This window comes from Streptomyces marokkonensis (assembly GCF_039539045.1).
In the GTDB taxonomy this organism is placed as follows: Bacteria; Actinomycetota; Actinomycetes; order Streptomycetales; family Streptomycetaceae; genus Streptomyces; species Streptomyces marokkonensis.
Genome location: NZ_BAABCQ010000173.1, coordinates 1 through 16,035 on the forward strand (window position 1 = coordinate 1; position 16,035 = coordinate 16,035).

Annotated in this window: 7 protein-coding genes; all 7 read left to right on the forward strand. The window is 72.3% G+C overall.

The window, feature by feature from the left end; all coding sequences use genetic code 11:
* A partial coding sequence (locus ABEA26_RS30055; RefSeq protein ID WP_345596515.1) for an SDR family NAD(P)-dependent oxidoreductase occupies positions 1 to 2,360 on the forward strand: 2,360 nt, incomplete at its 5' end.
* A gap of 85 nt (positions 2,361 to 2,445) precedes the next feature.
* Positions 2,446 to 8,094 carry a type I polyketide synthase gene (locus ABEA26_RS30060; RefSeq protein ID WP_425587919.1) on the forward strand — a complete coding sequence of 1,883 codons (5,649 nt, stop codon included), beginning with the start codon at positions 2,446 to 2,448 and terminating at the stop codon, positions 8,092 to 8,094.
* A 143-nt stretch (positions 8,095 to 8,237) separates the two neighbouring features.
* A complete protein-coding gene (locus ABEA26_RS30065; protein ID WP_345596517.1) occupies positions 8,238 to 9,230 on the forward strand; it encodes a TauD/TfdA family dioxygenase in 993 nt (330 codons plus the stop codon).
* A gap of 60 nt (positions 9,231 to 9,290) precedes the next feature.
* Positions 9,291 to 12,317: a non-ribosomal peptide synthetase gene (locus ABEA26_RS30070; RefSeq protein WP_345596518.1), complete on the forward strand. Its 3,027-nt coding sequence runs from the start codon at positions 9,291 to 9,293 to the stop codon at positions 12,315 to 12,317.
* Positions 12,310 to 13,161: a metallophosphoesterase family protein gene (locus ABEA26_RS30075; protein WP_345596519.1), complete on the forward strand. Its 852-nt coding sequence runs from the start codon at positions 12,310 to 12,312 to the stop codon at positions 13,159 to 13,161. Before ABEA26_RS30070 ends, ABEA26_RS30075 begins: the two co-directional genes overlap by 8 nt.
* A 57-nt stretch (positions 13,162 to 13,218) precedes the next feature.
* Positions 13,219 to 14,808, forward strand: a complete 1,590-nt coding sequence (locus tag ABEA26_RS30080; protein WP_345596520.1) for an acyl-CoA carboxylase subunit beta — start codon at positions 13,219 to 13,221, stop codon at positions 14,806 to 14,808.
* Between the two features lie 53 nt (positions 14,809 to 14,861).
* Positions 14,862 to 15,800 carry a 3-deoxy-7-phosphoheptulonate synthase gene (locus ABEA26_RS30085; RefSeq protein ID WP_345596521.1) on the forward strand — a complete coding sequence of 313 codons (939 nt, stop codon included), beginning with the start codon at positions 14,862 to 14,864 and terminating at the stop codon, positions 15,798 to 15,800.
* Positions 15,801 to 16,035 lie beyond the last annotated feature (235 nt).

Consider the following 16,035-nt stretch of genomic DNA (forward strand, 5'->3'; position numbering starts at 1 on the left):
GCTTCATGACCTCTCTCGCCGAGGCCCACGTCCACGGCGTCCAGCTGGACTGGCAGGCAGTCTTCGCCGGACAGCCCACGACCCACGTGGACCTGCCCACCTACCCCTTCCAACGCCGGCGCTACTGGCCGAAGCCCATGGCCCCAGCCACCCCGGCGGCACACGGCGGCGACCCGATGGACACGGCGTTCTGGGACGCCGTGGAGAACCAGGACTTCGGGACGCTCGCCGACACCCTGGGGATCGGCGCGGACGGCCGGGACTCCTGGTCGGACGTGCTTCCCACGCTGTCCTCCTGGCGACGGCAGCAGCGCGAGCAGTCCGTCCTGGACGGCTGGCGGTACCGCGTCGTCTGGAAGCCGCTGGAGGGCGCCGCCGCGCCGGGCGGCGCCCTGCCGTCCGGGACCTGGCTGGTCGTCACCTCGCAGGGAGCGACGGACGACGAGCCCGTCCGTGCGGTGGAGCAGGAGCTGGCCCGGCGAGGGGTACGTACCGTACGCGTGCCCTTCGAGGTCGACGACACGGGACGGGCCATGGCCCTCCAGTGGCTCGGGGACGCGCTCGCCGACGGGCCCGTCGACGGTGTCCTCTCCTTCCTCGCGCAGGACGAACGCCCCGACCCCTTCCACCCGGTGGTTCCCGCGGGCGTCGCGCTGACCACCTCCCTCGTCCAGGCCATGACGGACCTGGACGTCACCGCACCCCTGTGGTGCCTGACACGGGGAGCGGTCACGGTGAGCCGCGCCGAGCCGCTCGCGCGGCCGGTCCAGGCGCAGACCTGGGCGCTCGGCCGGGTGATCGGTCTTGAGCACCCGGAGCGCTGGGGCGGCCTCATCGACCTGCCGGCCGTGCTCGACGAGAAGTCGGCCGCGCGGGTGTGCGGACTGCTCGCCGGAGCTGGTGACGAGGACCAACTGGCCCTGCGATCCCAGGGCGTGGTCGTACGCAGGCTGGTGCGGGCACCCGCCGACCGCATGAAGGCCGCGAAGCCCTGGCGGCCGCGCGGCACCGCGCTGGTCACCGGCGGCATGGGGGCCCTCGGCGGTCACGTAGCCCGCTGGCTCGCCGGGCACGGCGCGGAGCATCTGGTGCTGACCGGGCGCAGGGGCGCCGGCACCCCCGGCGCGGCCGCGCTCGAAGCCGAACTGACCGCCATGGGAGCCAGGGTGACCCTGGTGGCCTGCGACGTCTCGGACCGCACGGCCCTGGCCGCCCTGGTCAAGGAGGTGGAGGCGGCCGACGGCGCGCCCATCCGATCGGTGGTGCACGCCGCGGGGGAGACGCTGCAGTCGGGCCTCAGGGAATCCGACCCGGCGCAGTTCGCCCGCGTCATGGCGACGAAAGCGGCAGGCGCGGCGTACCTGGACGAACTGTTCACCGACGGCTCGCTGGACGCCTTCGTCCTGTTCTCCTCGGGGGCGGCGGTCTGGGGTGGTGCCGCGCAGGGCGCGTACGCCGTCGCCAACTGCTCTCTCGACGCCCTGGCGGACCACCGCAGGTCCCGGGGGCTGCCCGCGACCTCGGTCGCCTGGGGCGGCTGGGCGGGCGGCGGTATGGTCGACGCCGCTGCCGAGGACACCCTCGTCCGCCGCGGACTGCGGCCGATGGCGGCCGAGCCGGCCGTGCGGGCGCTCGTCCAGGCCGTGGAGCAGGGCGAGACCTGTCTGACCGTCGCCGACATCGACTGGACGCGGTTCGCGCCGGCCTTCACCATCTCCAGGGCCCGGCCGCTGATCGAGGACGTCCCCGAGGCCGCCGCCGCCCTGCGGACCGACGAGCCGACCGAGGACACGGCCGCCTTGCCGGCCGCCGGCCTTCGGGAGCGGCTCGCATCGGCGTCGGACGCGGAGCGCGACAGGACGCTCCTGGAACTGGTGCGCACCGAGGCGGCCGCCGCGCTGGGGCACCCCTCCGCCCACGCCGTGGAGCCCCAACGCGCTTTCAAGGAGCTGGGGTTCGACTCGGTCATGGCGGTCGATCTGCGCAACCGGCTCACCGCGGCCACCGGTGTGCGTCTCGAGACCACCGTGGTCTTCGACGAGCCGTCCCCGGTGGCGCTGCGCGACCGGCTGCGCCGTGAACTGCTGCCGGTGGACACTGGCCGGGGCGCCGGGCCCGACGGCGCGGGCGCCGAGACCTCGGACGACGCCGAGGCGCGTGCCGTACTCGCCGCCGTGCCGATCGCCAGGATCCGCGAGGCAGGTCTGCTGGACCAGCTGTTGCGCCTTGCCGGTGCCGCCGATGCGGAAGAGGCGGGGGCGGGCCGGGAGGCGCCCGAGTCCGGGGACCGGGTGGACGAGATCAATGCCATGGACATCGACGACCTCGTCCGGATGGCGACCGGAACGAAGGACGCCTGATGCCGGAACTGCTGACGCGCGAACGGCCGACGCGCGAACTGCCGAGGTGCGAACCGCTGATGCGACGACCAGTGTGGAGTACATGATGGGGACGCAGGTCGAAGAGATCGTCCAGGCACTGAGGACGTCTCTCGTGGAGAACGAGCGGCTGCGTCAACAGCACCAGCGTCTCGTCGACGAACGCACCGAGCCCATCGCCGTCGTGGCGATGAGCTGCCGCCTCCCGGGCGGCGTCCGGTCACCGGAAGACCTCTGGCGGCTCGTCCTGGACGGCGCGGACGCCATGTCCGGCTTCCCCGACGGGCGCGGCTGGGACGTGGACTGGCTGCGCGGCCTGGGGGATTCGGGCATCACTCCGGAGGGCGGCTTCGTCCACGACGCCGACGCATTCGACCCGGTGCTCTTCGGCATCAGCCCCCGCGAGGCGCTGGCGATGGACCCGCAGCAGCGGCTCCTCCTCGAAGCCACCTGGGAGGTGCTCGAAAGGGCCGGAGTCGACCCCACGTCCGTACGGGGCACCCGCACCGGGGTGTTCGTGGGCGCCTCGTCCTCGGGGTACAGCGCGGGCATGTACGGCGACGCCGAGGGCAGCGAGAGCTTCCTGCTCACCGGCAGCGCGGGCAGCGTCCTCTCGGGCCGGCTCTCCTACACCTTCGGCCTGGAGGGACCGGCGGTGACCGTGGACACCGCCTGCTCCTCGTCGCTGGTGGCGCTCCACCTGGCCGTGCGTTCGCTGCGCGGCGGCGAGTGCTCGCTGGCGCTTGCGGGCGGTGTGACGGTCATGGCGTCCCCCGGCGCGTTCGTCGAGTTCAGCAAGCAGGGAGGGCTGGCCGGCAACGGCAGGTGCAAGTCGTTCGCGGCGGCCGCCGACGGCACCGGCTGGGGCGAGGGCGTGGGCGTACTGCTCCTGGAGCGGCTGTCCGACGCACGGCGCAATGGCCACCAGGTCCTGGCCGTGGTGCGAGGCAGCGCCGTCAACCAGGACGGCGCGAGCAACGGCCTGACCGCGCCCAGCGGGCCGGCCCAGCGCAGGGTGATCGGCCAGGCCCTCGCCGATGCCGGACTGGCGCCCGCCGACATCGACGCGGTGGAGGCACACGGTACGGGCACGACGCTGGGCGACCCGATAGAGGCGCAGGCGCTGCTCGCGACGTACGGCCGACAGCGGTTCGCCGAGCGGCCATTGCTGCTCGGCACGGTCAAGTCGAACATCGGCCACACGCAGGCCGCGGCCGGGGCGATCGGCGCGATCAAGACGGTGCTCGCGCTCGACCACGGTGTGCTGCCGCGCACCCTGCACATCGACGCGCCGACCCCGCACGTCGACTGGTCGAGCGGCGCCGTGTCGCTGCTGACCGAGGCCGTCACCTGGCCGGACACCGGGCGGCCTCGGCGGGCCGGGGTCTCCGCCTTCGGGCTGAGCGGCACCAACGCCCACCTGATCCTCGAACAGGCCCCGGACACGGAAGCCTCGGACGCCCCGGACGCGGAAGCCTCGGACGCCGGGGCCGAGGGCGCCCCGCTGCCCGTCGTGCCGCTCCTGGTGTCCGGGCGGACGGACGAGGCGCTGCGCGGACAGGCGGCCCGGCTCGTCGACCGGCTGCGTGAGACCCCGGACGTACCGCTGACGGACCTCGGGCGGTCCCTGGCCGTGTCCCGCGCGGCCCTGGACCGCCGCGCGGTGCTTCTGGCGTCCGACCGCGCCGCTCTGCTGCGGGGGCTCACGGCGGTGGCCGCGGGCGAGCCGGGGCCCGGTGTGGTCCGCGGCGCGGTGCGCGTGGCGGGCGGCACCGCCTTCCTGTTCACCGGGCAGGGCAGCCAGCGCCTCGGCATGGCGGAGGAACTCCACGGGCTGTTCCCCGCGTTCGCCGAAGCCCTGGACGCCGCCTGTGCCCGCTTCGACCTGTACCTGCGGACGCCGCTGCGTGCGGTGATGAGCGGCACCGGCGCGGACCTGCTGGACCGGACCGAGTACGCCCAGCCCGCGCTGTTCGCCTTCGAAGTGGCACTCCACCGGCTCCTGGAGTCATGGGGGGTGCGCCCGGACGCGGTGGTCGGTCACTCGGTGGGAGAGCTTGCCGCCGCGCACGTCGCGGGCGTCCTCTCCCTGGAGGACGCCTGCACGCTGGTCGCGGCGCGCGGCCGGCTGATGCAGGCGATGCCCGCGGGCGGCGGCATGGTCTCCATCGAGGCGTCGGAGCGGGAGGTGCGGGAGTCGCTGGAACAGGTGCGCGGCTCGCTCGCGGGCCGCCCCGACGCCGCCCTGTCGATCGCCGCCGTCAACGGCCCCGCGGCCGTCGTCGTCTCCGGCGACCGCGCGTCGGTCGACGAGGTCGTGGCGCTGTGGGCGGCGCGTGGCCGCAGGCACAAGGAGCTGCGGACCAGCCACGCCTTCCACTCGGCCCACATGGACGCGATGCTGGCCGACTTCAGGTCCGTCGCCGAGGGCCTGACGTTCCGCCGGCCGGAGATCGACGTCGTCAGCGCGCTCACCGGCGAACGGCTCACCGCGGACCAGGCGATCTCCGCCGACTACTGGACCCGGCAGGTCAGGGAGACCGTCCGGTTCGCCGACGCCGTGCGCCGGCTGAGCGACGACAGCGTCACCACGTTCGTGGAGCTGGGGCCCGACGGAGTGCTGACCGCGCTCGCCCGCGGCTGCCTGGCCGCCGACCGCACCGATGCCCCGCAGCCGCTGCTCACCGCCGCGCAGCGACGCGACAGGCCTGCGGCGCACTCGCTCTTCACCATGCTCGCCGAACTGCATGTGCAGGGCGGGACCGTCGACTGGGACGCGGTGTTCGCAGGCCGCGGCACACGCCGCGTCGACCTGCCGACGTACGCCTTCCAGCGGCAGCGGTACTGGCCCGCGCCCCCCGAGGCCCGCGCCGGCGTGCCGGAACCAGCGGCCGAGGACGGCGGCTTCTGGAGCGCGGTGGAACACGGCGGGCCCACCGCGGTGGCGCGGCTCCTGGAAGCGCCGGAGGAGGACGAGGACGCGCTGCGCACGGTCCTTCCGGCCCTGGCCGCCTACCGCAAGCGCTCCACGCGCTCCGCGCTGACCAGCGACTGGCGCTACCGGACGGCCTGGGAGCCGGTCACGGTCCCGGACTCCGTGTCACTGTGCGGAAGTTGGCTGGTCGTCGGCCCGGACACGGCGCCCGCGGCGAGCGTGACGCGGGTGTTGCGCGCCCACGGGGCCGCAGTGCTCCGCGTCCCCCTCGCCGGCGCGGACCGGGACACCCTCGCCGACGCCGTGAACCGGCTGTATCCCGACCCCGCGCTGCCCCCGCTGGCGGGCGTGGTGTCACTCGAGGCACTGGCCGAACCCGGGGACGGGAGCTGCCCCGACGACGCGTTCGCGGCGACGGCCGCCCTGCTGCAGGCACTGGGCGACAACGGCGTCTCGGCGCCCCTATGGTGTCTTACCTCGGGCGCCGTGCGGGCCGTCGGCACCGACCCCGCCCCGGATCCGGTCGCCGCTCAGCTCTGGGGCCTGGCCAGGGTCGTGGCGCTGGAGCACCCCGAGCGGTGGGGTGGGGTGGTCGACCTGCCCACCGCCCAGGACGAGGCCGCGCTCGACCGCCTCGTGGGGGTGCTCAGTGCCGCGGATCGCGAGGACCAGCTTGCCGTGCGCGCCTCGGGAGTACTGGGGCGCCGGCTGGTGCGCGCCGGCACCGAGAACCGGGAGTCGGTGCGCCGCTGGACCCCGCACGGCACCGTCCTGCTGACCGGCTCGGCGGACGAGCGCGCCGTTCATGTGGCCGAGTGGCTGGCCGAACAGGGCGCCGACCACGTGGTCCTCGCCGGTGCCGACGCCGAGCGGGCCGCGGTCGTGGAGGAGCGGGTGACCGCCGCGGGCGCGAAGGTGACCGTGCTGCCCGGCCATGTGGAGGACTGCCCCGACCTGGGCGCCCGGATCGGGCAGCTCGCACGCCTGAGCCGTGTCACCGCCGTCGTGCACATGGCGCTGCCGACCGAGGCGGGCGTCCCGCTGGCCGAGACCGAGCCCGCCGAGCTGGCGCGGGCCGTGCGCGCGGAGACCGGACTCGCCCGGCTTCTCGACGGGGCGCTCACCGCTCCCGAACTCGAGGCGTTTGTGGTGTTCTCCTCCACCGCGGCCACCTGGGGCAGCGGCGGATTCGTCGTCCGCGCGGCGGTCGGCGCCGCCATGGAGGCCCTCGTGGAGGCGCGCAGGGACCGCGGCCTGCCCGGCACGTCCATCGCCTGGGTACCGTGGGCCGGCTCGTCCTCCGGGGCCGCCGACGAGCAGCTGCGCAGGCGCGGGGTGCGCCCGCTGCGCCCCGGCCCGGCCGTGATCGCGCTCCAGCAGGCGCTGGACCACGACGACACCTGCGTGGCCATCGCCGACATCGACTGGGCGCGGTTCACGCCCGCGTTCACCGTCGCCCGGCCCAGTGCGCTGTTCACCGGGATCCCCGAGGCACGGGCGGTGCTCACCGCCCCGGTGACGGAGGCGCTGCGGGACGAGTTCCCGGCGGCGCTCGCCGCCCAGCTGGAGAGCTGCTCGCCGCCCGACCGCCATCAGCTGCTGCTCGACCTGGTCCGCGGCCGTGCGGCGGCGGTGCTCGGCCATGCGTCGGCCGACTCCGTAGATGCCGACCGGGACTTCCTGGAGCAGGGCTTCGACTCCCTGACGGCGCTGGAGCTGCGCGACGCCCTGCAGGCGGCGACCGGCCTCGACGACCTCTCCGGCACGCTCCTGTTCGACCACTCCACGCCGTCCGAGCTGGCCCGGCACCTGTCGGCCGTGCTCACCGACGGCACCACCGGCGCGGAGGAGGGCGAGGGCGTCACCGAAGGCGCGGCCGCCGCGCCGGCGGCCGGCAGGAGTCCCGCCGCGGGCAGCGGCGGCATCCTCGGCCAACTGTTCCGGCACACGCGTTCCCAGGGGGAGTCCACCGAGTACGCGAAGGTCCTGCTGCGGCTCGCCGAGTTCCGCCCGGTCTACACGGAGCCGTCCGACCTGCCGCGCCCCGCCACCGTCGTACGTCTCGCGTCGGGCAGGGGACGGGGCACGGCCGGTGGCCGGCGGGCCGGGTCCGGCGCGGAGCTGCCCCCGGTCTTCTGCTGCTGCACGATGTCGATGCTCTCCGGAGCGCACGAGTACGCGAGACTCGCGGCCGGGTTCCGCGGGTCGCGCAGCGTGTACGCGCTGCCGCCCCCGGGCTTCGCCGCCGACGAGGCGCTGCCTGCCTCCTACGACGTCCTGATGCGTACGCACGCGGACTCGGTCCTGCGCACCGCGGGGGACGGGCCGTTCGTGCTGACCGGCCACTCCGGTGGCGCGCAACTGGCCAACTCCCTCGCGCACGAGCTGGCCGGGCAGGGCCGCCCGCCCGCCGCCGTGGTGCTCCTGGACAGCTACCCCACGGACAGCGAAGTGATGGCACAGTGGGTCCCCGAGCTCCTGGACGGGATGCTGGAGCGGGACAGCGCCTACACGCCGATGGACGACTTCCGCACCACCGCCTGGGCCGCGTATCTCCCGCTCCTGCACGGCGTGACGCCCCAGCCGGTCGATGTGCCCACACTCCTGATGCGGGCGAGTACCCCCCTGAGCGAGTGGACGGGGGAGGGCGACTGGCGCGCTTTCTGGCCCCTGCCGCACACGGCCGTCGACGCCCCGGGTGACCACTTCACCCTGATCGGCGACCACGGGGCGGACGTCGCCCGTCAGATGCAGGAATGGCTCAGGAGCGAGGGCTGCTGAGCGGGTCCGCCGCCGCACCTCGTACAGGGGTCGGCGGCGGCGGTTAGGGGTTGCCGCGAGTTTGACCCGATTCGTAGTCTCCGAATCGGAGTCGACTTGGTGGGCCCGTGGTTCGCATCAACTCTGCCAACGAATGGTTGATTATGCCTGTCGAAGCAAGGCCGAAAATCGGCGATGATGCCCAGATCTCCCTCGATGGCCGGGAAAAGGCTGAGCTGACCGCCCTGGCAGTCCGGCTGAGGGACACCGCACCACAACTGGTCGACGACCCAGACTGGATAGGCAAGGCAAGGGAACTCTCCTGCCTGCTGCCGCCGCGCCTGCGCCAGGTGCTGCGCCAGTTCACCTGGAACTCCGGCCGCGAGGCGATGCTGCTGGTCCGCAATCTGCCGGTGGACCCGGAGACGGTGCCCGACACCCCGGTGGTCCGCGGCTCGGTGCAGCGCGAGAGCAGCACGTCGGCGGCCTCGCTGGTCCTCATCGCCATGGCGATGGGCGAGGTGATCGCGTTCGACAAGGAGAAGTCGGGCGCGCTCGTCCAGGACGTGGTGCCGGTGCCCGGCCTGGAGGAATTCCAGGGGAACGCGGGCTCCATCAAGCTCAACATGCATACAGAGAACGCGTTTCATGAGCACAAGCCCGATCTGGTCGGCCTGATGTGCCTGCGCAACGACCACGAGAACATCGCGGGACTGCGGGTGGCCTCCGTACGCAACGCGCTCCCGCTGCTGTCCGACCGCACTCGGGATGTCCTCCACCAGCCCCGCTTCGTCACCGTCGCGCCCGCCTCCTTCGAGCTGGAGGACGGCATGCAGGAGCCGCACGGCATCCTCAGCGGAAGCATCGACGACCCCAACCTGAAGGTCGACTTCAGCAGCACGCTCCCGGTCGACGACGAGGCCGGCGAAGCGATGGCGCAGCTCGAGTCGGTCATCGAGCAGATCGCCCACACGCTGATCCTGCACCCCGGTGACCTGGCGTTCGTCGACAACCGACTCGCCCTGCACGGGCGCAGCGCCTTCCAGCCGCGGTACGACGGCCGGGACCGCTGGCTGCAACGCGTCTTCGTGCACCTGGACTTCCGCAGGTCCCGCGCCATGCGGCGACAGGACGGCCAGGTTCTCGGCGCCGTCTGACCGCAGCGTCGGCCGCACACGAGCGCACCGACACCGATCGAACCGAATTGAGGTACTCCCATGTCCCCGGGTGAGGACGACAGCACCTACAGCCGACCTGTCTCACCCACGGAGACATGGTTCCTGGTCTACCCCGACTCGGTTCCCGGCGTCATCCAGATCGTGGTGGAGGGCGCGGGGCGCATCGACCCCGACGAGCTGACCCGCGCGGTGGAGACCGCGTCCCGGGCCTGTCCCGGGGCGCGGCTGACCCGGCAGGGCATGACATGGGTGGACAGCGGCACGGCCCCGGCCGTGCGGGTCCTGCCCGCCGACTCCTTCGACCCGCGCACCTTCGCGGGCACCGAGCGGCTGCACAGCCCCCTCATGGGCCGTGACGGCGGCCCCACCTGCGAGATCCTGCTGCAGCCGGGCGAAGCGTCGGACACGCTGATCCTGCGGGCCTTCCACGCTGTCATGGACGGCCAGGGTGTGCGTGCCTGGGCCGACGACATCTTCCGCGTGCTGCGCGGCGAGGAGCCGCTCGGCGCGCCCTCGCGCATCACGGAGTGCGAGCTGATCGAGCAGGCGGGCGCCCCCGAGAGCCGCGACATCGAGCCCGATCTCGACTGGCCCTCGTCGCTCGGCTCCCGCCCGCAGGACCAGCACGCGTTCTTCTGGCGGCGGCGCACCGTCGACGGCACGCACCCGGCGCTGGTGGCGAAGGTCGCGCTGGCGGTCACCCAGGCCTGCGGGCTGAGCACCGGACGCTTCCTCGTCCCGGTCGACCTGCGCAGGTACCTGCCCGGTGTCCGCTCGACCGGCAACCTCACCAACAACCCGTTGTACGAGGTGCGCGCGGGCTCCACCTGGGAGCAGGCGCACGAGCAGCTCCTGTCGATCCTCACCGGCCGGCAGGACCTCGCGGCCCGTGTCGACCCCACGCTGCCCACGCAGGACCTGACCGTGCTGAGCCGGCAGATCATGGGGCTCGACGCGTTCTCCGCACAGCACGACCGCTACAGCAGCCTGGCGACGCTGTCGCACGTCGGCAAGGTGGACCTGGCCGACTTCAGCACGGACACATTCCACGCCACGACTGTGTACTCGCTGCCCAACGCGGGCCCGCTCGGCCCGCCCGAGATCAACGCGGTGGAGTGCGGCGGCCGCACGGAGATCACCATCGGCTGGTACGACGGACCGCAGACGCCTGAGCGGGCCGAGGCGCTGCTCGACCGGATCGAGGAAGCGCTCTCCCCACGCGCCCACCGCGAGTGGGACGCCAACGACACCGCGCGTCCCCTGGCCCACCCCGGAACGGTGGTCCAGCAGTTCCGGGAACAGGCCGACAGGAACCCGGATGCCATCGCGCTGGCCGGCCCCGAAGGAGACGTGACGTTCCGTCAGCTGGACAGGCGGGCGGACGCCGTCGCGGCCGAACTGCTCGACCGCGGCGTCGGCCGCGACACCCTCGTGGGGCTCCTCGCGGGCCGCACGGTCGCGGGCATGGCGGCGGTCTGGGGCGTGCTCAAGGCAGGCGCCGCGTATCTGCCGCTCGACCCTCAGCAGCCCGACCACCGGCTCGCCGACCTGGTGGCGGACGCCGGGGTTACCATCTGCCTGACCGAACGAGCTCACGCAGACCGGGAGTTCGCCGCTTCGGCCGGAGCGCGGACGGTGCTCCTGGAGGACCTCGCGGAGTCCACGCGCAGGCCGGCCGGCGTCGACGTGCGGCCCGGGGACCTCGCGTACGTGATCTACACATCGGGGTCGACGGGGCGTCCCAAGGGCGTCGAGATCGAGCACCGCCAGCTGACCACCTTCGTCAGCTGGGCGACCCGGGTCTACGGCGTAAACGCCACCTCCCGCTTCCCGCTGTTCACCTCGCTCGCCTTCGACCTGTCCAACACGGCGCTCTTCGTGCCGCTCCTCGCGGGCGGTTCGATCGCGCTGGTGCCGGACGAGCCCAACCACGTGGTCCTGCGGGACATGCTGGAGAACTCGGGTGCCAACGCGCTCAAGCTCACCCCCACCCACCTCGACCTCATCAGCCGCTTCGATCTCGCGCCGAGCGGATTCCGCGCCGTGATCGCGGGCGGTGAGTTGCTGCGCACCCCGGTCGCGGACCGCGCCCAGCGGCTCTTCGGCCCGGACTGCGGGATCTTCAACGAGTACGGGCCCACCGAGACGACCATCGGCTGCATGACGCGGCGCTACGACGCCGAGCGCGACGCCGGACGGGCCTCCGTGCCCATCGGCGTGCCCACCGACAACACCCGGATCCATCTGCTCGACGGCGACGGCCGCTTCGTCGCCCCGGGCGAGGTGGGTGAGATGCACCTGGCGGGCGACCAGCTGGCGCGCGGCTACCGCGGCCGCCCCGACCTCGACCGCGAACGATTCACGTCCCTGGCCAACGGCACCCGCGTCTACCGCAGCGGCGACCTGGCCCGCATGCTCCCCTCGGGCGAACTGGAGTCCGTCGGTCGCAACGACGAGCAGGTGAAGGTGCTCGGCTACCGCATCGAACCGGCCGAGATCGCCAGGACCCTGGAGGAACACCCCGCCGTGGTCACGGCGTTCGCCACCGGCCTGGTCAAGCCGGGCACGGCGGACAAGGTGCTGTGCGCCTACGTCGTGCTGCGCGGCGATGCGACCGTCGAGGAGCTCACCGCACACGTCGAGCAACGACTGCCGCGCTACATGGTGCCCAGCGCGACATTCGTCGTCCCCGACCTGCCCCGCACCGTCAACGAGAAGGTCGACGTCTCGGCGCTGCCCGTGCCTTTCGAGGGACCGGCGGCCGACTCCGTGACGGCGGGTGCCGCGACGCGCAGCGAGGCCGAGGACGCGGTGGCCAAGATCTGGGCCCGGGTCCTCATGGTGGACATCGACCGGCTCGGCGCGGACGCGGACTTCCACCGGCTCGGCGGCGACTCCGCCACGCTCCTCGCGATGCTGGCCGCGGTCAGCGCGGACGTCGTGGGCATCGAGCGGGAGAAGGACTTCATGGCCGGGCTGCCCGAGGTCATCGCAGGCCCCACCCTGGCCAGGGTGGCGGAACTGGCCGAACGGGCGCGCGCGGGCAGCGAGGTGAGCGGTGTCTGACCCACGAACGGGCAAACTGCTCGCGATCAGCGACCTGCACATCCGCTACGACGAGAACAGAGCGATCGTCGACGCCCTGCGGCCCGGCTCCGACCAGGACTGGCTGATCGTCGCGGGCGACATCGGGGAGCGCGTGTCGGACGTCGAGTGGGCACTGCGCACCCTGCGCGACCGGTTCGCCAAAGTGGTGTGGGCCCCGGGCAATCACGAACTGTGGACGGCCCCCGACGACCCCGTCCAACTGCGCGGGGAGCAGCGCTATCTGCACCTGGTAGACCTCTGCCGCGGCCTCGGGGTGGTCACCCCCGAGGACCCCTGTCCGATCTGGGAGGGAGAGGGCGGCCCGGTGGCGGTCGCCCCGCTGTTCCTGCTGTACGACTACACCTTCCGGCCCGCGGGGACGTACTCCAAGGCGGCGGCGTTGGAACTCGCGGAGCGGGCCGGCGTGGTCTGCAGCGACGAGTTCCTGCTGCACCCCGACCCCTACCCCAGCAGGGAGGCGTGGTGCCGCGCCCGGGTACGGACGACCGAGGCCCGGCTCGCGAAACTGCCCGCGGACCTGCCCACGGTCCTGGTCAATCACTTCCCCCTGGTGCGTGAGCCCACCCGGGTGCTGTGGCGCCAGGAGTTCGCGCTGTGGTGCGGGACGACGGCCACGCACGACTGGCACCGCCGCTTCCGTGCCAAGGCCGTGGTCTACGGACATCTGCACATCCCGCGGGTGATCATGTGCGACGGCATACCACACCAGGAGGTCTCCCTCGGCTATCCCCGGGAGTGGCGTCGCCGTCCGGGTGAGCCCGGCCGCCTGGTGCCGGTCCTGCCGGCGGCCGTTCCCGTGTGACACCCCGCATGACTTGAGGCTGCTCAACGAAGCCCCACAGAGTTGGAGTGGTGTGAGATGACTGTCCTGCACGAGCGCCCGGCCGGGCTGCCGGCGTCCGACGCCCGCGGCCGTGTCGCCGAACTGATGGGGATGCGGGAGCAGGCCGCCACCGGCCCCGGTGAGAAGGCGACGGAGGCGCAGCACGCCAAGGGGAAGCTGACGGCGCGTGAGCGGATCGAGTTGCTGCTCGACCCGGAGTCGTTCCACGAGATCGAGCAGTTGCGCCGGCACCGGGCCACGGGCTTCGGCCTGGAGACGAAGAAGCCGTACACGGACGGTGTGGTCACCGGGTGGGGCACGGTGGAGGGCCGTACGGTCTTCGTCTACGCGCACGACTTCCGGATCTTCGGCGGTGCGCTGGGCGAGGCCCACGCCACGAAGATCCACAAGATCATGGACATGGCCCTCGCGGCCGGTGCGCCGTTGGTGTCGCTGAACGACGGTGCGGGTGCCCGTATCCAGGAGGGCGTCTCGGCGTTGGCCGGCTACGGCGGCATCTTCCAGCGCAACACCAAGGCCTCCGGCGTCATCCCGCAGATCAGCGTGATGCTGGGCCCGTGTGCGGGTGGTGCCGCCTACTCGCCGGCCCTGACGGACTTCGTGTTCATGGTGCGTGACACCTCGCAGATGTTCATCACAGGGCCGGACGTGGTCCGCGCGGTGACGGGCGAGGAGATCACGCAAAACGGCCTGGGCGGCGCGGATGTGCACGCCGAGACGTCGGGCGTGTGCCACTTCGCGTACGACGACGAGGAGACCTGCCTGGCCGAGGTCCGCTCCCTGCTGTCCCTGCTGCCGTCCAACAACCGCGAGATGCCCCCGGCCGTCACGGGCCCCGCCGCCGTCGGCGGGAGCGGCGACGCGCTGCTCGACCTCGTGCCCGTCGAGGGCAACCGCCCCTACGACATGACGAAGGTCATCGAGGAGATCGTCGACGACGGCGACTACCTGGAGGTTCACGAGCGCTGGGCGCGGAACATCGTCTGCGCGCTGGCCCGGCTCGACGGACACACCGTCGGCATCGTCGCCAACCAGCCGCAGTCACTGGCCGGTGTGCTGGACATCGAGGCCTCCGAGAAGGCCGCACGCTTCGTGCAGTTCTGCGACGCGTTCAGCATCCCGATCGTCACCCTGCTGGACGTCCCCGGCTTCCTGCCCGGCGTCGACCAGGAGCACGGCGGGATCATCCGGCACGGCGCCAAGCTGCTGTACGCCTACTGCAACGCGACCGTGCCGAGGATCTCACTGATCCTGCGCAAGGCCTACGGAGGTGCGTACATCGTGATGGACAGCCAGTCCATCGGTGCGGACCTGACCTACGCCTGGCCGACGAACGAGATCGCGGTCATGGGCGCGGAGGGCGCCGCCAACGTGATCTTCCGCCGGCAGATCGCGGCCGCCGAGGATCCCGAGGCGATGCGCGCGCGCATGGTCAAGGAGTACAAGGCCGAGCTGATGCACCCTTACTACGCGGCGGAGCGCGGCCTGGTCGACGACGTCATCGACCCCGCCGAGACCCGCGAGGTCCTCGTCAGCTCCCTCGCAATGCTCCGCACCAAGCATGCCGACCTGCCCTCGCGCAAGCACGGCAATCCCCCGCAGTGACGGGCAGACCGCCCCTCGTCCTGGCGGCCGAGGTCCGCCGGCTCTCCGAGCAGATGGCCGACGCCGCGCGCGGCGAGGCATTCGTGCTGCAGACGGGCGACCACGTGGCCGAGTCCGCGGGGGAGGTCGAGACGAGCGTGGTGGCCGGTGTCCGCACGCTCCTGCAGGCAGCGCTCGTGCTGACCTACGGCACTCAGGTACCGGTTGTCAAGATCTGCCGGCTGCCCGCCCGCCACGACGAAGCCCTCGACGCGCACTCGGTGACGGCGCTGAACATGGTGCGGGCGATGACCCGCGCGGCCGACGTCGCCGATGTGCGCCAAGTGCACCGGTGGAACCAGGAGTTCGTCCGTACCACGGAGGTCGGCGCCCGGTACGCGGCACTCGCCCGGCGGATCGACCGTGTGATGCGTTTCATGGCCGCCTGGCCCGTCGACGACACCCCTTTGCGGACCACACGGATCTTCGCGGGCCATGAGGTGCTGCCCCGGGACCACGAGCGGCCGCCGCCGTGCTCCGAGAAGGCCGCAGACCCCGTCTCGTGCGACCTGTCGGCCCATTTTCTCTGGCTGGGGGAGCGGAGCCGGGAGAAGGAAGGACCGCATATCGCGTTCGTGGAGTCCGTTGCCAATCCGGTCGGCCTTGAGATCGGCCCCGGGACTCTTCCCGAGGAAGCCGTCGAGCATGTTCGGCGACTGGATCCGCATCTCAGCCCCGGCCGGGTCACCTTGATGACTGCCATGGGCAGCGACAGGGTGCGGGACGTACTGCCGCCCATCGTCGAGAAGGTGACCGCGTCAGGGCATCAGGTGGTGTGGCAGTGCGATCCGGTGCGGGAGAATTCCCTTTCTCGGGCTTTCGACGAGGTGCACGGCTTCTTCGAAGTCCACAAGAGCCTCGGTACGTACCCGGGCGGGATACGGCTCGACTGCGCTGATGGAAATGCGGCCATGGAGCTGGCATTTCTTATTGCCGAGTCGTTTCGCGGTTGATCTGTAGCTCTCTTTTGTTCCTGTCAACCCCTATGAGTGACGGCTGGCCCCCTGAAGTTGCACCAGAGGGTCCGGGGTTGTCCCTGTGTGAAGGGGTTCCTCGGATTTGAGCTTGAATTGCGGCTCGGGCCATCAAGGTGACGGTGGGTAGAGGTCGAGGGGTCGAAGATGCACGCAAGGTGAATCCTTGGAGGTCGGCTGTTCGGCTGACCGGTAGCTTCCGGTAAGGGTTTAC